This is a genomic window from Achromobacter sp. (assembly GCF_050285565.1).
Classification (GTDB): Bacteria; Pseudomonadota; Gammaproteobacteria; order Burkholderiales; family Burkholderiaceae_B; genus Achromobacter.
Window position 1 is genome coordinate 162607 of the sequence record NZ_JBLZXG010000003.1, and the last position, 18514, is coordinate 181120.

Consider the following 18514-nt stretch of genomic DNA (forward strand, 5'->3'; position numbering starts at 1 on the left):
TACCCGCAAAGACCGGGCCGCATGCGTGAACGCGGCGCTCAATACGTCAGCGGCGCGCCGGTCACGACCTCGTACAGGAACCGGTCCAGCCGTTCGGTCTGGCCGTCGGGCCGCTCGAAGAAGGGCGCTTTTTCCAGGGTCGGCAGCGTTGTTTCCAGATAGGCGTGGATCAACGGGAAGCGCGGGCCGTGCTCGGCCTCGCCCGCCTGCATCTTGATGGCCAGCAGCGCATTGATCTCGTCGCGCAGCGCGGGGTCGGTGACCATGGCATCGGCCAGGTCGGCGAAACGCATCGGCGGGATGCCGCGGCCGCTGTCGATCCATTGCGCGGCCAGCACGGGACGCAGCACGTACAGGTATTTCTTGAGCCGCACCGTGTCGCCCTGCAGCGATTCGCGGAAGTTGCGGCCGGCCATGGCCACGTAATGCCAACGGCCCTTGATGTGCGAGAAATACTCGCTGCGGAAGTGCCGCAACCAGGCGCTGGTGGCGTCGTCCTGGCGGTACAGCACGGGCGAATCCAGCCACTCGAACAGGGTGGGGTTGGAGCCGCGCAGGAGTTGCAGCGCCTTGCGCAACTCCCAGCCGGACACGTCCAGCTCGTCGTCGATGGGCAGTTCGATCACGTCGCGCTGGGGCGCCACCCGCAGGTACCAGTCCAGCTTGTGCACGTACAGGAAGCGCACGTCGTAGTCGCTGTCGGGCGAGGCGAAGCCCCAGCCGCGACTGCCGGATTCACAGGCGAGCAGGACGCGCACGTCGTGACGCTGTTCGATGTGTTCCAGGGTGGCCATGACGCGCTCGCGGATGGCCGGATCGATGGGGTGGGCGTGCAGGATCGAGGTCATGCTTCGGATGCTAGCACTTCGCCAGGCGGCGGCGTGGGGGAGCGAATGCTTGGCGCCTTGCCGTTGACGGCGCGCTTGCCGATTATGATTAGCAGCCTTATCATATGCCTCCATATCAATTACCGGACACGCCATGCCCCCCGCCATTGCCGCCATGCTGGAACCCAAGCACCATGCGTTACTGGACGAAGCCGCCCGTCGCGGGCTGGCGTCGTCCGGGGGCATTCAGTTGTGCCTGCAGGTGCTGGCCCTGGCCGGCGCCATCGACCGCGACTGCGCCGCGCGCCTGGCGCCGCGGCAGTTGTCGGAAGGCAAGTTCGTGCTGCTGTTCCTGCTGCACGGGCAGGCCGGCGGCCTGTCGCCGCACGAACTGGCGGCGCGCGCGGGCGTGACCCGCGCCACCGTCACCGGCCTGCTCGACGGGCTGGAACGCGACGGGTTCGCGCTGCGCCAGCCGGGTCAGGACGACCGGCGCCGCGTCACGGTGACGCTCACCCCCAAGGGGCGGACGGCGGCGGCGCGGCTGTTCAAGGATCACGCGCAGTGGATCGGCTCGCTGTTCGATGCCTTGTCGCAGGCCGAGCGGCGCCAGCTCGGCGACCTGCTGGCGAAGGTGTGGCGCGGCACCGACAGCGGGCGCGCGGCGTTGGCCGGGGACGCGCCATGAGCGCCGCCGGCCGGGGCGTCAAGGACATCGGCGCCGAGCGCCTGGCGCAGTTGCACGCGGGCGCGCCCGCCACCCACCTGACCGAGTGCCTGGCGGTGGACTTCGCCCTGCTGATGCAGGCGTTGGCGCCGGAGGTCGGGGCCGATGGCATCGCCGCGATGCGGGCCGCGGCGGCGCTGGGCATCTCCAAGCGCATGGCGCTGGCGGCGCGCATCCTGCATGACAGCCTGGGCCCGGCGGGCACGGCGCGGATGGCGGCGCAGGCGTCGGACACCGCGCGCGGCTGGGCCTGCTTCATGATCGGCGCGGCGCCGGACCTGCCGCTGGCGCAGCGCCTGGCGCGCATCCGGCCGCTGGCCGACGACGCGCATTTCGGCGTGCGCGAATGGGCCTGGCTGGCCGTGCGGCCGGCGCTGGCGGCGGACTTGCAAGCGGCCATCGCGCAACTGCAGGCATGGACGGCATTGCCGTCCGAACGCCTGCGCCGCTTCGCCAGCGAGGCGCTGCGGCCACGCGGCGTCTGGTGCGCGCACATCGGCGCGCTCAAGGCGGATCCGGGGCTGGCGTTGCCGCTGCTTGAGCCGCTGCGCGCCGATCCGGCGGTCTATGTGCAGGATTCGGTGGCCAACTGGTTGAACGACGCCAGCAAGGATCAGCCGGACTGGGTCCGGCGGGTGTGCGCGCGCTGGCTGACGCATAGCCCGGTCGCGGCAACGCAGCGCATCTGCCAGCGGGCGCTGCGCACCATCGGGGCCTAGCGTCCGCTGGCCGCGTGGGCCGCGCGGCAGCCGCCGGTTTGCCGCTCAGTCCTGCGCCTCGGCCGCCAGCGCGGCCTGTACGGCGGGGCGGGGTTCGATGCGGCGCTGGAATGCCGTCAGGGCGGGCCAGCGCGCCAGGTCCACGCCAAGGCGCGGCGCCCAGCGCAGCACCGCGTACAGATAGATGTCGGCCACGCCGTAGCGGTTCCGCACCAGGGCCTGCCGCTCGTGCAAGGCGGCGGCGACGTAATCCAGGCGCTTTTCCAGCCGCGCTTGCCACCACGCGCGCGCCGCTTCGGGCAAGTCGCGATGGAACAGCGGCCCGAAGCCGCCGTGGATTTCCGCCGAGATGAAATTCAGCCATTCGTGCAGTTGGCTGCGGGCCCAGCTGCCGGCGGGCGGAACCAGGCCGGCGTCGGGCCGCAGGTCGGCCAGGTATTGGCTGATGGCGGGACCTTCGGTCAGCACGTGGCCGTCGTCGGTTGCCAGCGCGGCCACGTAGCCCTTGGGATTGATGGCCAGGAAGTCGTCGCCGTCGGCGGTGCGTTTGCCGTGGTTGTCGACCCGCACCAGGTCGAACGGCAGATCGAGTTCGCGCAGCACGATATGGGGCGACAGCGAGCAGGTGCCGGGGGCGTAGTAGAGCTTCATGCAAGGCATTCCAGGAAAGGGGGAAGCGCCAGGATGCCTTTCGCCGAAGTATCCGTAAAATTACTTCTTCATAAATATGAAATAAGCTGAGCTGATGTCATGATGAACCTGATCCATTGGCGGCTGCTGTTGGCGGTGGTGGACGCCGGCAACATCACCCACGCCGCGAAACAGGTGGGCATGACGCAATCGGGCGCCAGCCAGGCCATCGCGCAGTTGGAACACCAACTGGGCGCGCCGCTGTTCACCCGCGAACGGCGCCAGAGCGTGCCTACCGCACTGGGGTTGCGGGTGGCGCACGAGGCGCGCGCCATGCTGGCCGCGCACGGCCGCATCCAGGCGCTGGGGCGCGAGGCGTCCGGCGCGCCGTCCGGGGTGTTGCGGCTGGCCAGTTTCCCGATGGTGTTCTCGACCATCCTGCCACCGGTGTTGCGGCGCTTTCGCCAATTGCATCCCGCCATCGAGGTGGTGCCGCTGGAAGCCAGCGACAGCGAGATCGAGGACCTGCTGGCGGCGGATACCGTGGACGTGGGCGTGGTGTTGAATCCTCCCCCCGGCCGCGCCACCTGTCCGCTGGGCGAGGACGACTGGGTCGCGGTGCTGCCGGCGGCGCATCCGCTGGCGCGCGGCGCGTCGGTGGCGCTGGCGCAACTGGTGGCGCAGCCTTTCGTGCTGGCAACCGGCGGCTGCAGCGTGCATGCCGGCAGCCTGGCGGCGGATGCCGGCCTGGCGCTGGCCGATGTGCGCGCCACGGTGATGGAATGGTCCAGCGCCTACGCGCTGGTGCGCGACAACGTCGGCGTGGCGCTGGTGCCCGAGCTGACCTTGCCGGAAAACCGGCGCGGCCTGCGCGTGTTGCCGCTGGCGGCGCCGCTGCGGCGCCGCTTCGCGTTGGCGGCCTCGGCGGCGGCCTCCGGTTCGGCCGCCGTGCTGGCCCTGTTCGAGATGTTGCGGCCGGATGACAGCCGGGCCTGAGACGCCGCCAGGCCGTCCGCGTCCCCTCCCGCGGCGTCCACGCCGGTTGGCGCGCGCGTGCCGCTCTCGTGTAGTCTTGCCCGTTCCAACGACAAGTCCAAAGGACGGGCATGGAAGAGACAACGCAAGCGACCACGCAAGATCCGCCGCGCGATTGGGCGGCGCTGGTCGATGACCTGAACCGCCTGCTGCGGCTCAAGACCACGGTCATCGGCATGAAGCTCTACGAGGACGAGGCGGCGCTGGCCGGCATCAAGGGGCTGCGCCGGCCCAAGGCTACCCATACCACCGACCAGATCGTCGGCATGGCGGCGCGGCTGGGGTGGACGGTGGGCATTGCCGGCGACGACCTGGTCGGCGCGCAATGCCGCGCGGTGATCGGGCTGGGGCCGCGGGACGAGACCTGGCGCAGCGGCAAGGAGTATGTCGGCGTGTGGCACGCCACCGAGGCCGATGCCCGCGCGCGCCAGCAGGCCCTGTCCTGTGTGCCGGCGGGCAGATACCGCGCCATGGCGGTGTCGCCGCTGGCCTCGGGCCGGCTCGATCCGCCCGACATCTGCCTGGTGTACGCGACGCCCGGGCAGATGATCATCCTGATCAACGGCCTGCAATGGAAGAACTACCGGCGCTTCGACTGGAGCGTGGTGGGCGAGACCGCCTGTGCCGACTCCTGGGGACGGGCGCTGGCCAGCGGCGAGCCCAGCCTGTCCTTGCCCTGTTATGCCGAGCGCCGCTACGGCGGCGTGCCGGACGAGGAAATGCTGATGGCGCTGCCGCCGCGCTACCTGCCCATCGCGATCGAAGGGATGAAGGCACTGTCGGCCAACGGCCTGCGCTATCCAATCCCGCCATACGGCATCCAGAACGACGTGCGCGCCGGCATGGGCGTGAGCTACGCGCAGCCGCCGCGGGCGTGAGGCGGGCAGGGCGCGGGGGCGCGGGAGGACGCGGCGCCCAGGCGTCGGCTGGGTTGCCGGGCCCGGGCGCCGGCAAGCAGCCGGCGACGGCGCCCGGCCGCTCAGGCGCTGGCGAGCGCCGCCGCCAGCGTGCGCGCGGCCGGCCCTAGCGGCTGGTCGATGCGGTGCGCCAGGTAGACCTCGGTGGTCACCTGGCTGCCGCGCCCCAGGCTGCCGGTGGGCAGGCGCAGCAGCCGGCCTGCGGCCAGGTCGCGCTCGACCAGCCACAATGGCAGCCGGCCCCAGCCGACGCCGGCCAGGATCAGCGCATGCTTGGTGTCCTGGCCGCTGACGCGGCAGGTCTGCGGCGACAGCACCGCGAAGTCGCGGCCGGCGCTGAGCGTGGACGGATCGATCTGCACCACCTGCAGGTGGTCGGCCAGGTCGGGCGCCGTCAGCGGCGCGCCGTCGGCCACGCGCGCGGCCAGCGGATGGGCGGCGCCGACCACCGCCACCATCTGCACCGACGACAGTGCCTGCATGGCGATGCGCGGATGGCGGAAGTGTTCGCCGGCGATGATGCCCAGTTGGTGGCTGCCATCGAGCAACGCGGCGATCGGCCCGCCCAGCGGCAGCACGGCGACGCGCGTGGCGACCGATGGATAGGCCGCCCGCAGGCGGTTCAGCGCGGCGCCGACCTGGGCCAGCGGATACAGGGTGTCCACCACCAGCGACAGTTCCAGCTCGACCCCTTCGCCCAGCCCCTGGGCGCGGGCCCGCATGGCGTCGACCCGCAGCAGGATGTCGCGCGCATTGGCCAGCAGCGCCTGGCCTGCCGGCGTCATGACGGGGCGGTGGCCGCTGCGGTCGAACAGCTTCACGCCCAACTGCGTTTCCATGTTGGCGATGGCGTGGCTGATAGCCGATTGCACTCGCGCAAGCTGCCTGGCGGCGGCGCGGAAACTGCCGGTGTCGGCCACGGCGGCGAACACACGGAGCTGATCCAGGGTGAGGGCGTCTATCATCGTGCGTCCTGATCTATTTTCAAGATCGGTTCCATCAAAAGATTATCACTTATCAGAATCGGTTCCGGCCGGCATGCTGGCGGCATCGCAAGCGAGGAGAGGCAGGGATGGACAAGGGGGAAGGCGCGGCGCGGGCCGGCCAGCCGGCGGCGACGCATTGGGCGGCGGTGCTGGCGATCGTGGGCGCCGGGGTGGTGGCCGCGTTGCAGGTGGGCAAGGTGATCATCGCGGCACCGCTGTTGCGGCGCGACCTGGGACTGGATCTGGCGTCGATCGGCACGCTGACGGCAGTGTTTTCGATCCTGGGCGTGCTGGGCGGCATCGCCGCGGGCGGCGTGATCGCGCGTTTCGGTGCGCGCCGCATGCTGCTGGGCGGCCTGGCGACGGTGGCCGTGGGCACGGCGGCGGGCGCGCTGGCGCCGGGCTATGGCGTGCTGCTGGCCTCGCGCGTGGTCGAGGGCCTGGGGTTCCTGTTGATCACGGTGGCCGGGCCGGCGGCCTTGCAGCGTCTGGTGCTGCCGTCCAGCCGCGACCTGGCGTTCGCGTTGTGGAGCTGCTATATGCCGGCCGGCATGGCGATCGCCATGCTGGCCTCGCAGGCCTTCGGCGACTGGCACGCCTACTGGTGGTGCGCCGGCGCGGCCGCCGTGATCGCGCTGGGCTGCGTCGCCGCGCTGGCGCCGCCCACGCCCGCCGGCGCCGGCCTGTCCTGGCGCGGGCTGCGGCGGGACACGGCCGACACCCTGGGCGCGGCCGGGCCGGTGTTGCTGGCGGCCGCGTTCACGCTCTACAGCCTGATGTTCTTCGCGCTGTTCACGTTCCTGCCGGTGCTGCTGATGGACAAACTCGGCCTGCCGCTGGCCACGGCCGGGCTCTACAGCGCGGTGGCCAGCGCCGCCAATATCATCGGCAACCTGGGGGCCGGCGTGCTGTTGTCGCGCGGCTGGCGCCGTTCGACCCTGATCGCCTGCGCCAGCGTGGCGATGGGCGCGGTGGCGCTGCTGATCTTCCGTTCGGTGTTCCCGGCGATGCCGACCTTCCTGCTGTGCGTGCTGTTCTCGGCCGTGGGCGGCCTGATCCCGGCGACGCTGCTGGGCACCGCGCCGCGGGTGGCGCCGCGGCCGGCGCTGACGGCGGCCACGGTCGGCCTGGTGATGATGGGCAGCAACCTGGGGCAGGTGATCGGCCCGGTGACGGTGGGCGGCGTGATCGATCGCTACGGCTGGCCCCAGGCGTCACTGATCGTGGCGGCCGCGGCGCTGGGCGGCCTGGCCATCGCCTGGCGCTTGCGGCGATTGAACGGCGCCAGGTTGTAGGCGCCGGCTCGCGGCCGCGGGGTTGCAGGCGCCGCGCCGGTGCGGTTGTCACGCGGACGGCCTATCATGGGGCATCGTCCCTGCTGGAGTCCCCATGCTTACGCCTGCCCCGCGCCTGGTCATCTTCGATTGCGATGGCGTCCTCATCGACAGCGAAATCATCGCGGCCCGCGCCCAGTCGCGCGCGCTGGCCGAGCACGGCATCGCCATCACGCCGCAGGAAGCGGCGCGGCGCTTTGCCGGCATTCCGGATGCCGACATGTGGCAGACCTTGCAGGACGAGAACGCGCGCGCCCTGCCGGAGGATTTTCCGCGCCGCTACGCCGACCGGCTGCAGGACACCTTCCGCCAGGAACTGCGCGCCTTGCCCGGCGTGCGCGAGACGCTGGCGGCCTTGCGCGAGCGCGGCCTGGCGGTCTGCGTGGCTTCCAGCAGCACGCCGCCCAAGCTGGAGGCGGCGCTCAAACTGGTTGGGTTGTGGGACGAGTTCGCGCCCCATGTATTCAGCACGGCGCAGGTGGCGCGCGGCAAGCCGGCGCCGGACGTGTTCCTGTTCGCCGCGCGCCAGATGCGCGCCGCGGTCCTGGAATGCGTGGTGGTCGAGGACAGCGTGCCCGGTGTGCGCGCCGCCCGCGCCGCGCGCATGCGCGCGGTGGGCTACATCGGCGCCTCGCACAACGGCCCGGACCAGCGCGCGCGCCTGCTGGACGAAGGCGCCTTCGAGGTCATCGACGATCTGCGGCGCCTGCCGCAGATCATCCAGGGCGAGCCTCGCGCATGAGCCGGGCAGCGGCCGGTGCAATGCCGATCCGCCCTAGGCGGGCAGCGGTTCGGGTTTGACCCGCACCGCGCGCAACACGCCGATCATCAACAGGGCGATGCCGGCCAGGGTCAGCGGCTGCGGCAGGTTGCCGCGCAGCATGAAGGCATAGGCCAGCGCGGCCAGCGTTTCGAACACGATCAGTTGCCCGGCCAGCGCGGTTGGCAGGCGCTGGCTGGCTTCGTTCCAGCACAGCGTGCCGAGCCAGGAGGCGAACAGGCCGATGCTGATCATCAGCCCCAGGAACACCTCGGGACGCGGCCCCAGCGGCATGGCGAAGTCGTTGCCGGTGAGGGCCATGCCGCCCCACAGGAGGCCGTAGCCGGCCAGCGCCAGCGGCAGGGTGGCCACGCCCTGGGCGGTGGCCCAGGTGCGCGGACTGCGGCCGGGGTGGTTGCGCAGCCAGTCCGCGTTGCGCAGCGGATACCAGGTCCAGCACGCCACCGCGCCCAGCGCCAGCACGGCGCCGATCGCGTAACGCGACAGGTCGGCGTCGGCCTCCTGGCGCAGCGCCTGCAACTCGACCTGGTTGACGCAGGCGATGCCCAGCGCGATCAACGCCAGCGAAGGCGCCAGCCGCTTCCACGGCAGCCGTCCGTCGCGGCGCGCGTTGCGCAAGTTGGCGCAGATGGCAATCACCACCGGCAGCGTGCCGATGATCATGGTGGGAACGGGGCCGCCGGCCCGCTGGATGGCGCTGGCCAGGCACAGGTAGTACAGCAGGTTGCCGATGGCGGCCAGCTTCAGGGCTTCGATCCAGTCGGCGCGGCCGAGCTGGCGCAGGGCCTTGCGGTCGAGCCAGGCCAGCGGGATGGCGATCAGGCCGAAGGCCAGGTAGCGCGCCACCGATTGCAGCGCGGCGGGGTATTCCGGCAGCAGCAGCGGGCCGACGAACACCAGCCCCCACATCAGTCCGGCCGCCAGGGCGTACAGGGTTCCTGCCCACATGGGATGTCCGATACGTATTCAACAGGCAGCCAGTCTATCCAGGAGGGCGCTGGCCGGTCTTGTACCAGATTGCTGTCGGCCGGCAGGGCGGCGCCAGGCGGCCTCGCTCGGCTCAGGCGCGCACTTGCTTCTGGTAGCGCGCGGGGGTGACGCCGTAGCGGCGGGCAAAAGCGCGGGTCAGGTGGGCCTGGTCGGTCAGGCCGGCGGCCAGCGCGACCTGGGCTGGCGCCTGGCCGGCCGCCAGCAGCCGCTTGGCTTCGAACAGGCGCAGCGCCATCAGCATCTGCTGCGGCGTGGCGTGGGTGTGCGCCTGGAAGCTGCGCAGGAAGTGGAACGGGCTGAGGCCGGCGACGGCGGCCAGTTCTTCCAGCGTCAGGCGGCGTGCCAGATTGGCGCGCAGGTAGTCGATGACCGGAGCGAAGCGCGGCGCGCCTTCGGGGCGGGGCGCGCGCGGCGCGCGGGCATGGCGGCGGAACTCGGCCAGCAGCGCGTGCAGGGCGCTGTCGAACGCCAGCGGCTCGCGCGCCTGCCACAAGGCGTCCAGCAGGGCGGTGACGCGCCGCGCGCTGGCGGCGTCGTGGCCCACCGCGCAATCGAACCACCAGCCGGCCTCGCCGGCCACTTCGGCGACCACGTCCGGGTCGATGTAGGCCATGCGGTAGCGCCAGCCGCCTTCGGTCTCGGCGCGGCCGGTGTGCAGTTCGTCGGGGTTCATCAGCACCACCGAGCCGGGCGGCGCCAGGTGGTCGGCGCCGCGGTAGCGGAACCGTTCCACGCCGGTTTCGATGGCGCCCAGTCCGTAGGCTTCGTGCGTGTGCGGCTCGAAAGCGTGGCGGATGATGTGGGCGCGATACAGTTCGATGCCGGGCCGCTGCGCCGGGCGCCGGAATTCGGCGCGGTCGTTGGGATGGTCGAAGGCCTGCGGCACGCCCGCGAGCGGCGGCTCGGGGCGCGCCTCGGGAGCGGCAGGAACGCCGCTGGCGCAGGGCTGGGTGCGGGCCATGGCGGAATTTAAGCACGTTCGGCGGCGCCGCGCCGCCGGGCGTGGCCGGCGGCCCGTCCGCCTGGGCGCGGCGGGCTGCCGGATCCAGGCGCGGCCTGGCGCGCTCAGGGCGTCGCCGGCAGCGCCCGCGCCCGGGCCAGCAGCATCTCGCGTTCGCGCGCGTTGCGCGTCATGCCGGCGGCGCGTTCCAGCTCGGCCCGCGCTTCGGCGTGGCGGCCGAGCTTGGCCAGCAGGTCGCCGCGCACGCTGGGCAGCCAGTGGTAGTTGGCCAGCGCCGGGTCCCGCGCCAGTTCGTCGGCCAGGTCTAGCCCCGCCCGCGGGCCGAAGGCCATGCCCACGGCGACGGCGCGGTTCAGCGCCACCACCGGGGACGGCATCGCCTGCGCCAGGGCATCGTACAGCGCCACGATGCGCGCCCAGTCGGTGTCTTGCGGCCGCCGCGCGCGCGCGTGGCAGGCCGCCAGCCCCGCCTGCAGCGCATACGGCCCGCTGGCCCCGCCCAGGCGTTCGGCGCGGTCCAGCGCGGCCAGGCCCCGGCGGATCAGCAGGGTGTCCCAGCGGCCGCGGTCCTGCTCCAGCAGCAGCACCGGCCGGCCCTGCGCGTCGCTGCGGGCGTGCAGCCGCGAAGCCTGCAATTCCATCAACGCCACCAGGCCATGCACCTCGCTGTCGTCCGGCGTCAATTCGGCCAGGATGCGGCCCAGCCGCAGCGCTTCGTCGCACAGCGCCGGCCGCATCCAGTCCGCGCCCGAGGTGGCGGCATAGCCTTCGTTGAAGATCAGGTAAATCACCTCCAGCACCGAGGCCAGCCGCTGCGCCCGTTCCTGCGGCCCGGGCACCTCGAACGGTACGCGCGCGGCGCTCAGGCTGCGCTTGGCCCGCACGATGCGCTGGGCGATGGTCGATTCCGAGGCCAGGAAGGCGCGCGCGATCTCGGCGGTCGACAGCCCGCCCAGCAGCCGCAGCGTCAGCGCCACGCGCGCCTCGGTCGACAGCAGCGGATGGCAGGCGGTGAACACCAGGCGCAGCAGGTCGTCGCCGATGTCGTCCTGGCGCGCCGCGTCCAGCGCCTCGACGAAATCGGGCTCGACGTCGGCCTGCAGCGCCTCCAGTTCGTGGCCGATCTGCTCGTGCTTGCGGCGGTGGATGGCATCCAGCCGCAAGTGGTCGCGGGCGCGGTTTTTCGCGGTGGTCATGAGCCAGGCTCCCGGGTTGTCCGGCACGCCGGCGGCCGGCCAGCGCTCCAGCGCGGCCACCAGGGCGTCCTGGGCCAGTTCCTCGGCCAGGCCGACATCGCGCACCAGGCGCGCGACGCCGGCGATGACGCGGGCGGCCTCGATGCGCCAGACGGCTTCGATGGCGCGGTGGGTGGCCGTGGATCCGGCTGGCGCGGTCATGCCTGCGGCGTCTGGCCGGGTTCCATGTAGAACAGTTCCCAGATGTGGCCGTCCAGGTCATCGAAGCCGTGCGCGTACATGAAGCCATGGTCCTGCGGGGCGCGCGGCGCCGTGCCGCCGGCCGCCTTGGCGCGCGCCACCAGGTCGTCGACTTCGGCGCGGCTTTCGCACGACAGCGCGATCAGCACCTCGGTGGCGCCGGCGGCATCGACGATGGGCTTGCCGGTGAAGCCCTTGAAGAAATCCTTCACCAGCAGCATGACGTGGATGTTGTCGCCGACGACCATGCAGGCGCCCTGGTCGTTGGTGAATTGCGGGTTGAAGCTCAAGCCCAGGCTTTTGAAGAAGGCCTGCGATTTCGCCATGTCGGCAATGGGCAGGTTGACGAAGATCTGTTTGTGCATGATGGGTCTCGGAGCGGGCGTGGTTGCGCGCGGGGCGCGGTTCACTGGCCGTTGCCAGGCAGTTGGCGGAAGCGGTCGATCTCCTTGCCCGGGTCGAAGTCATCCAGTTCGTACACCTGGCGCACTTCGATGTCGCAGGGCCGGCCCGGGAAAGGGTCGGGAAAGCGCAGCGTCCATTGCATCGCTTCCTCGCGCGAGCGCACCTGGATCATGGTGTAGCCGGCGATCAGTTCCTTGGTGTCGGCAAAGGGGCCGTCGATCACCTTGCGTTGGCCCTGCGCGTCGTACTGCACGCGCCAGCCCTTGGACGACGGTTGCAGGCCGTTGGCGTCGAGCAGCACGCCGGCCTTGGCCAGGCCTTCATGGTAGGTCGCCATGGCGTCGAGCAGGGCGGGCTCGGGCAGCCTGCCGGTTTCGCTGTCGGCGTTGGCGCGGACGATGATCATGAATCGCATCGGGAATCTCCGGGTATCGATGGGCCCGGCCGCACCGCGCGGCAGGGTCGGTACTGGCACGACGCATGAGCGGCGCGCGGATCGACACCAGAACGCGTGGCTCAGGGTAAACACCTGGTCCGCCCGCCGGCGGCCAAGCCGCGGCGCTACATGAAGCAGGGGCCCAGTTCGCGCACTTCGACGGTGGCCCAGCGCGCCGCCGGGCACTCGGCGGCCAGCGCCAATGCTTGCGCCCGGTCCTCGCAGTTGAGCAGGAAGAAGCCGCCGATCATTTCCTTGGCCTCGGCGAAGGGGCCGTCAACCAGCGTGCGCTGGCCGTCGCGCACGCGCAGCCGCACGCCGTCGGCATCGGACTTGAGGGATTCGGCGCGCGCCAGCAGGCCGCGCGCTTGCAGTCCCTCGGCGTAGCGCACCATCTGGGCGTAGACCTCGCGGCCTTCCTCGGGCGTGCGCTCGGCGCGCTGGCCGGCGGGCTCGACGATAAGAAGCATGTACGGCATGGACGGTTCCTGGTGGCAAGGTCGGTGAAAGCGCCGGCCCAGGCGCGTCTCGCGTCCGCCGGCAGCCGCCAGATTACGCCGTTTGCGGCGCGCCGCACAGGCTCGCCTCGGCGTTTTCCGCGCATCCCCAGGCAAGAATCGACGCGCAAAACAAAACCGGCCGAAGCCGGTCTGGGGCGAGGCGCGGACGGCTCAGGAATTGCCGGGGGCGGCGTCGCGCGCGGGCCGGGGAGACTGGGCGGTGCTGGCGGCGGCCTTGGCGGGCGCCGCCCCGGCGCCGTCCTTGAGCGTCGCCGTCTTGCCCGGGGCCGCGGCCGGCTTGGCCGCCTCGCCCTTGGTGTCGCCCGGGCCCGGCTTGGCCGGCGCGGTGATGTCCATGATCAGTTCCACGCGCCGGTTGGCCGCGCGGCCGGCCGGGGTGTCGTTGGATTCGATCGGGCGGGTTTCGGCATAGCCCACCGCGCGCAGGCGGCTGCCGGCCACGCCATCGCGCACCAGTTCGCGCAGCACGCTGGTGGCGCGGCTGCTGGACAGTTCCCAGTTGGAAGCGAATTGCCGGGTCTGGATCGGCACCGGGTCGCTGTGGCCCTCGACCGACACCTGGTAGTCGTTCTTGTTCAGAATGGCGGCCAGGCGCTTGATCACGTCCAGGCCCGACGGGCTGAGCGTGGCCTGGCCGGACGGGAACAGCAATTCGTTGCTGATGCGAAAGCTGACCGACTGCTCGTTGATGATGACGTCGACCGACTTGCCCAGGTCGCCCAGGCCCAGCGATTCCTTGGACGGCGCCTTCAGCGGCGGCGCGGCTTGCGCCACCACCTCGCCGGCCTCGGGCGGGGCGTCGGCGGCGGCGCTGGCCACGGCGGCCGGCGCCGCCGGCTCGGCCCAACTGGCGGGGATGGCGGGCGTGTCGAATTCGGCGTACTCGCCGTCATAGGCGGGCAGGCCCTTGGCCGCCACGCTGCCGACGATGTCGACCTGCCGCTCGCCGGCCTCATAGAAGCCGCCGTGCAGGCGCGACACGGCCAGCATCACCACCAGCAGGGCCAGCAACAGGGTGATCAAATCGAGGTAGCTGAGCAACCAGTTCTCGGCGTCGCTTTCGACCGTCTCGTCGACGTGCCAGCGGGCATAGCGGTCCTTGCGGTCGCTCTTGCTGGGGCGCCAGCCGCTGTTGGCGGCCGCCTTCTGCGCGCGCAACTGGGCCTGGCGGGCCTGCTCGATCCGCTGCGCCAGGGAGGGGGAAATCAGGCTCATTGGCGCGCGGCGGCGGGGCGGGTGATGGACACGGGTTTGCCGGCGGCGGGCACCTGGCCCTCGGTCTTGCCGCGCGGCGCGGCGGCGGCGCCGCCGTCGTAGATTTCGTCCTCGACGTGCATGACGAACGAGTTCAGGGTTTCGCGCACCATCGCCGGGCCGCGCTTCTCGCACATCATGGAGATGCCTTGCAGCACCATGTTCATGGACTCGACGCGGCGCGCGGTGCGGCGTTCGAGCTTGACGGCGATCGGCTTGCACACCAGGTTGGCCAAGAGGATGCCGTAGAACGTGGTCATCAGGCCGATGGCCAGTTGCTGGCCGATGGTGGTCATGCTGCCGTCGCCCAGCACCGCCATCAGGTTGATCAGCCCGACCAGCGTGCCCAGCATGCCGAAGGCCGGGGCGAAGGTCGCCATCACGCGGAACATCTGCGCCTCGGCCATTTCACGCGCCTTGAGCCGCGCCACGCGCCATTGCAGCAGTTCGATGATCTGGTCTTCGGGGGTGTTGTCGATGATCAGTTGCACGCCCGTGCGCAGGAAGGGGTTGGTGACCTTCTTGAGCTCCTGCTCGACCTTGTGGACGTCGGTGTTCATCCACAGCTGCGCCATGTTCACCAGTTCTTCGATGTCGCGCTGCTGGTCGTGCTGGTCGCTGCGGAACACCGTGACCACCAGCTTGAACACCCGCATCACCTCGGACAGCGGGTAGGCGATGAACAGCGCGGCGCAGGTGCCGCCCAGCACGATGGCCAGGCCAGGCAGGTTGAAATACAGGCCGGGGTTGGTGGCGGCCAGGGCGATGACGATGACCAGGGTGAGCAGGCCGACAACGGCGCCGATGACGGTAGACGGATTCATGGATCTTGCTCGATTGCGAGGGGCATCCCGTGCACGGAATGCGGGAGGGTGGCAAATTCTAGCCACGCGAGCGCCCGGCCAATCCGTCGGAAAACGGGGCGAAAGGGGCGGTAAGCGCCGGCTTGGGCCGGCGCCCGGGCGCGGCGCCCCGGGAAATAAACGGGGCCGGGTTCAGCCCCGGCGGCGCGCCCGCCATTGCTCCCGCGTGATCTCCCAGATCTCGGCCAGTTGCCGTCCCGAGACGAAACCGCGCTCCTCGGTGGCCACCAGCCGCATGCCGGTGCGTTCGGACAAGCGGCGCGAGCCGTCGTTGGCCGCCGCCTTGGGCGCGCGCAGCACCGGCTGATCCAGCACCTCGAACCAGAAAGCCGTGACCGCCTCGCTGGCCTCGGTCATGTAGCCCTGGCCGCGATAGTCCGGGTCGAGCCAGAAGCCCCGGTGGTTGCCCGGGTCATCGCGCATCAGGCTGATCAGCCCGATCAGGCGGCCGGGCTCGGCGCGTGGGCGCAGCGACCAATGCCACTGCGCGCCGCGCCGCATGGCCGGCAACGCCACCTGTTCCACGTAGGTGCGCGCGCCATCCTCCGGATACGGCCAGGGCACCTGTTCGGCCAGATAGCGCACCACTTCCCATTGCGGAAAGACGCGCTGGATGGCGGGCGCGTCGTCCGGGCAGAGCGGTCGCAGCAGCAGGCGTTCGGTATCCAGGGCGGGCGGGGCGGGTACGTCGGACATGGCGGTCAAGGCGGGGGGCGAGCGGAAATGTATATCATGGGCGGCGAAACGCGGCCAATCGCCCCTCGGCCAGACGGGCCCCCGGGCTGCCGCGGCAACGGAGAAATACATGAATGCAGCCAACGAAAACGTCAGCATGGCGCTGTTTTGCGACTTCGAGAACGTGGCGCTTGGCGTGCGCGACACCAAATACCAGAAGTTCGACATCCGCCCGGTGCTGGAGCGCCTGCTGCTCAAGGGCAGCATCGTGGTCAAGAAGGCCTATTGCGACTGGGAGCGCTACAAGGAATTCAAGGCGCCGATGCACGAGGCCAACTTCGAGCTGATCGAGATTCCGCACGTGCGCCAGTCGGGCAAGAATTCCGCCGACATCCGGCTGGTGGTGGACGCGCTGGACTTCTGCTACACCAAGTCGCACGTCAATACCTTTGTGATCATCAGCGGCGATTCCGATTTTTCGCCGCTGGTGTCCAAGCTGCGCGAGAACAACAAGAAAGTGATCGGGGTGGGGGTCAAGCAATCCACCTCGGACCTCTTGATCGCCAACTGCGACGAATTCATCTTCTATGACGACCTGGCCCGCGAAGGCCAGCGCGCCGCCGACGCCCGCCGCGACAACCGCGGCGGCGGCAACGCGGGCCAGCGCCGCTCGCCCGACGAGGAGCGCCGCCGCAAGGAAGAACTGGAGGCCCGCAAGACCCAGGCGGTCGACATGGTGGTCGAGACCTTCGAGGCGCTGATGGCCGAACGCGGCGACAGCGGCAAGATCTGGGCCTCGGCCCTGAAGGACGCGCTCAAGCGCCGCCGGCCGGACTTCAACGAGTCGTACTACGGCTTCCGCGCCTTCGGCAACCTGCTGGACGAGGCGCAGTCGCGCGGCTTCCTGGAGGTCGGGCGCGAGGAAAAATCCGGCACCTACGTCTATCGCGACAATGCCGGGGGCGCGCCGGCCGGGGCAGCGGGCCGCCCGGCGCCGCGCGCGGCGCCGGCCGCCGAAGGCGTGGCGGACGGCGCCAGCGCCGAAAACGAGCCGCGCTCCGGGCGCGGTACGCGTGGCGGTCGCAAGAACCAAGGCGCTGGGCGCGGCGGCCGCCAGGGCGCGGGCCCGGCCGACGGCCGGGCGCCGACGGACACGGAGCGCGAGGCGGGCGAGGATTCGCCTGCGCCGCAGGCGCGACCGGAGCGGCAGGATCACCAGGACCGCCAGGCGCATCAGGACCGCCAGGCTCACCTGGAACGTCCGGCGCATCAGGATCAGACCGGCGCCGGCTTGCCGCCCCAGGCGTTCGACGCTGCGGCGCCCGCCGGCGCGCCGCACGCGGGGGGGAGCCCGGTCCAGGCGCCGCCCGCCCAGGAGGCGCCCGACACGGCTGAACCGGCCGCCGCCAAGGGCCGGCGCGCAACGCGCGGCGGCCGTGGCGCGGCCAAGACGGCGCGCGCCGCCAAAGCGGCGCCCGCGCCGGCGCAGGACACGGCCAGCGAGGCGCCGCCCGCTCAGCCGCCGGCAGAGGCCTTCGCGTCCGAACCTGTTGCCGCGCCGGCGGATGGCGAGCCGGCCAAGCCGGCCCGCAAGACCGCGCGCAAGACGGCGGCCAAGACCGCGCCGCGCGCGCGTCGTCCGCGCAAGGCCGCCGACGCCGAATGAGCGCGGCCGCGACCGCGCGGCGCGCGCCTCAGGCGCTCAACGGATCCCGGCCGTCATAGCGGCCGGGCGTCACCCCGTATTCCCGCTTGAACGCGGCGATGAAGGCGCTGAGGTTGTCGTAGCCCGTCTCCAGCGCGGCGGCGGTGACGCCGTGGCCGGCCGCCAGCATTTGCCGCGCCCGCATCAGCCGGGCGCGCTGGCGCCAGTCGCCCGGCGTCAAACCGGTCTCGGCCAGAAAGCGCCGCGCCAGCGTGCGCGGCGCCATGCCGATCGTATCGGCCCACGCCGCCAGCGGCCGGGTGTCGGCGGGCGCATCGGACCAGGCCTGCGCCAGCCGCCGCAGCCGGGCATCTTGCGGCAGCGTCAGGCCATCATTGGCGCGCGGCAGGGTGCGGATCTCGTCGCGCACCAGCTCGACGATGCGCAGGCGCGCGGCGTCCCAGGCGTCATCGCGCCAGCCGGCGGCGCGTGCCACCGCCGCCAGCAGCAGGGCCGACGCCTGCAAGGCGCAAGGCGTATCCGGCAGGCCGGCGCACGCCGCCGGGCTCAGGTAGGCGCTATAGCCGGCATAGGGGCCATGCGAGCGCAGCCCGTGCGGCCAATCGGGCGGAATCCACACGGCGTGCGCGGCCGGCGCGACCCACTGATGGTCGCCGGCCCATACCGTCAGTAAGCCTTCGTAGGCGCCGAACAACTGCCCGCGCGCGTGCCGGTGGGCGGCGGTATGGCGCACGGCCTTGTCCTGCCGGCGCACCGCCAGCAGGCGCGGCCCGTCGCGCGCGGCGGCCAGGGCGGGCGCGATCAGGGGCGAGGCGGCATCGGCGGGAAGCGTCATGCGAGGGATCGATCGGCAGGCGGGTTGGCAGAATCACGGTACGAATTGACCAAAATACCGCAGATTTGCCGGCCACGGACGACTAAGCTGGTTTGCGTGCTCACCCATTGGAGAAAACCATGAAAGCTCAGGATGTGTTGCCGGACGACCGCGACAGCGCGGATTTCCAGGGCGTGACCGTGCGCAAAGGCACGGTCGGCGCGTTCCTGGCCAACGCCCGCCTCTGGTGCGACGCCGGCGCCGCGCCGCGGGCCCGCGAACAGGCCGGCGCCGATCTGCGCGAGGCGCTGCCGGCCCTGCGCGCGCTGGGATTGTTCGAGGTGCTGCAGGTGCGCGACCCGGCGCTGCGGCAGTGGCTGGAGGCGGCATAGCCCGGTGACCGGGCCGTCGCGCGCGGGCCGGCGCGCAGCCCGTTCGACCCAAGCGGGGCGGGCGCGGCGTTGCGGCGGCCTGTTCTATGATGAGGCTTGCGCCGAACGCGGCCGCATGCGTCCATCCCACCCCGCCAGCCCGCAA

The 18514-nt window shown here is 71.5% G+C and carries 21 protein-coding genes; 8 read left to right on the forward strand and 13 right to left on the reverse strand.

Going from position 1 to position 18514, the window contains the following annotated elements:
• Positions 1–38 precede the first annotated feature (38 nt).
• The gene (locus ACN6O8_RS06660; protein ID WP_427990282.1) at positions 39–848 is read right to left on the reverse strand and encodes a nucleotidyltransferase domain-containing protein; all 810 of its coding nucleotides are present in this window, start codon (positions 846–848) and stop codon (positions 39–41) included.
• A 133-nt stretch (positions 849–981) separates the two neighbouring features.
• On the opposite strand from ACN6O8_RS06660, the gene ACN6O8_RS06665 reads away from it, so the two are divergent.
• Positions 982–1515 carry a MarR family winged helix-turn-helix transcriptional regulator gene (locus tag ACN6O8_RS06665; RefSeq protein WP_427990283.1) on the forward strand — a complete coding sequence of 178 codons (534 nt, stop codon included), beginning with the start codon at positions 982–984 and terminating at the stop codon, positions 1513–1515.
• Complete coding sequence (locus tag ACN6O8_RS06670; protein ID WP_427990284.1) at positions 1512–2273, forward strand: DNA alkylation repair protein; 762 nt, start codon at positions 1512–1514, stop codon at positions 2271–2273. Before ACN6O8_RS06665 ends, ACN6O8_RS06670 begins: the two co-directional genes overlap by 4 nt.
• 45 nt (positions 2274–2318) lie before the next feature.
• Here ACN6O8_RS06670 and gstA read toward each other — a convergent pair whose 3' ends face one another.
• Positions 2319–2924, reverse strand: a complete 606-nt coding sequence (gstA, locus tag ACN6O8_RS06675; protein WP_427990285.1) for a glutathione transferase GstA — start codon at positions 2922–2924, stop codon at positions 2319–2321.
• Between the two features lie 99 nt (positions 2925–3023).
• Here gstA and ACN6O8_RS06680 point away from each other — a divergent pair, with 99 nt between their 5' ends.
• Complete coding sequence (locus tag ACN6O8_RS06680) at positions 3024–3899, forward strand: LysR family transcriptional regulator (protein ID WP_427990286.1); 876 nt, start codon at positions 3024–3026, stop codon at positions 3897–3899.
• A gap of 110 nt (positions 3900–4009) precedes the next feature.
• Positions 4010–4816 carry a DUF169 domain-containing protein gene (locus tag ACN6O8_RS06685; protein WP_427990287.1) on the forward strand — a complete coding sequence of 269 codons (807 nt, stop codon included), beginning with the start codon at positions 4010–4012 and terminating at the stop codon, positions 4814–4816.
• A gap of 101 nt (positions 4817–4917) precedes the next feature.
• On the opposite strand, the gene ACN6O8_RS06690 is transcribed toward ACN6O8_RS06685, so the two are convergent.
• The gene (locus ACN6O8_RS06690; protein WP_427990288.1) at positions 4918–5820 is read right to left on the reverse strand and encodes a LysR family transcriptional regulator; all 903 of its coding nucleotides are present in this window, start codon (positions 5818–5820) and stop codon (positions 4918–4920) included.
• A 107-nt stretch (positions 5821–5927) separates the two neighbouring features.
• Here ACN6O8_RS06690 and ACN6O8_RS06695 point away from each other — a divergent pair, with 107 nt between their 5' ends.
• Together ACN6O8_RS06695 and ACN6O8_RS06700 are read left to right on the forward strand one after the other, a co-directional pair.
• Positions 5928–7136, forward strand: coding sequence for a CynX/NimT family MFS transporter (locus ACN6O8_RS06695; RefSeq protein WP_427990289.1), 1209 nt, complete (start codon positions 5928–5930; stop codon positions 7134–7136).
• Between the two features lie 94 nt (positions 7137–7230).
• The gene (locus ACN6O8_RS06700; RefSeq protein WP_427990290.1) at positions 7231–7917 is read left to right on the forward strand and encodes an HAD family hydrolase; all 687 of its coding nucleotides are present in this window, start codon (positions 7231–7233) and stop codon (positions 7915–7917) included.
• 33 nt (positions 7918–7950) lie between these two features.
• Here the strand turns inward: ACN6O8_RS06700 and ACN6O8_RS06705 are convergent, their stop codons facing one another.
• From ACN6O8_RS06705 to ACN6O8_RS06745, 9 genes are all read right to left on the reverse strand, one after another.
• Entirely contained in the window at positions 7951–8904 is a 954-nt protein-coding gene (locus ACN6O8_RS06705) for a DMT family transporter (protein WP_427990291.1), read from the reverse strand.
• 112 nt (positions 8905–9016) lie between these two features.
• Complete coding sequence (locus ACN6O8_RS06710; protein ID WP_427990292.1) at positions 9017–9907, reverse strand: AraC family ligand binding domain-containing protein; 891 nt, start codon at positions 9905–9907, stop codon at positions 9017–9019.
• A gap of 104 nt (positions 9908–10011) precedes the next feature.
• Positions 10012–11304, reverse strand: a complete 1293-nt coding sequence (locus tag ACN6O8_RS06715) for an RNA polymerase sigma factor (RefSeq protein ID WP_427990293.1) — start codon at positions 11302–11304, stop codon at positions 10012–10014.
• Positions 11301–11708, reverse strand: coding sequence for a VOC family protein (locus tag ACN6O8_RS06720; protein ID WP_427990294.1), 408 nt, complete (start codon positions 11706–11708; stop codon positions 11301–11303). Before ACN6O8_RS06720 ends, ACN6O8_RS06715 begins: the two co-directional genes overlap by 4 nt.
• A 41-nt stretch (positions 11709–11749) precedes the next feature.
• Positions 11750–12163, reverse strand: coding sequence for a YciI family protein (locus ACN6O8_RS06725; RefSeq protein ID WP_427990295.1), 414 nt, complete (start codon positions 12161–12163; stop codon positions 11750–11752).
• A 146-nt stretch (positions 12164–12309) separates the two neighbouring features.
• The gene (locus ACN6O8_RS06730) at positions 12310–12663 is read right to left on the reverse strand and encodes a YciI family protein (protein WP_427990296.1); all 354 of its coding nucleotides are present in this window, start codon (positions 12661–12663) and stop codon (positions 12310–12312) included.
• Positions 12664–12855: 192 nt separating this feature from the next.
• Positions 12856–13920, reverse strand: coding sequence for an OmpA/MotB family protein (locus ACN6O8_RS06735; RefSeq protein WP_427990297.1), 1065 nt, complete (start codon positions 13918–13920; stop codon positions 12856–12858).
• The gene (locus ACN6O8_RS06740; protein ID WP_427990298.1) at positions 13917–14783 is read right to left on the reverse strand and encodes a motility protein A; all 867 of its coding nucleotides are present in this window, start codon (positions 14781–14783) and stop codon (positions 13917–13919) included. Before ACN6O8_RS06740 ends, ACN6O8_RS06735 begins: the two co-directional genes overlap by 4 nt.
• Positions 14784–14954: 171 nt before the next feature.
• The gene (locus tag ACN6O8_RS06745; protein WP_427990299.1) at positions 14955–15518 is read right to left on the reverse strand and encodes a GNAT family N-acetyltransferase; all 564 of its coding nucleotides are present in this window, start codon (positions 15516–15518) and stop codon (positions 14955–14957) included.
• Positions 15519–15627: 109 nt separating this feature from the next.
• On the opposite strand from ACN6O8_RS06745, the gene ACN6O8_RS06750 reads away from it, so the two are divergent.
• Positions 15628–17163, forward strand: coding sequence for an NYN domain-containing protein (locus ACN6O8_RS06750; RefSeq protein WP_427990300.1), 1536 nt, complete (start codon positions 15628–15630; stop codon positions 17161–17163).
• A gap of 28 nt (positions 17164–17191) precedes the next feature.
• On the opposite strand, the gene ACN6O8_RS06755 is transcribed toward ACN6O8_RS06750, so the two are convergent.
• Positions 17192–17998: an AraC family transcriptional regulator gene (locus ACN6O8_RS06755; RefSeq protein ID WP_427990301.1), complete on the reverse strand. Its 807-nt coding sequence runs from the start codon at positions 17996–17998 to the stop codon at positions 17192–17194.
• A gap of 119 nt (positions 17999–18117) precedes the next feature.
• On the opposite strand from ACN6O8_RS06755, the gene ACN6O8_RS06760 reads away from it, so the two are divergent.
• On the forward strand, positions 18118–18369 hold the full coding sequence (locus ACN6O8_RS06760; protein ID WP_427990302.1) for a hypothetical protein: 252 nt from the start codon (positions 18118–18120) through the stop codon (positions 18367–18369).
• Positions 18370–18514 lie beyond the last annotated feature (145 nt).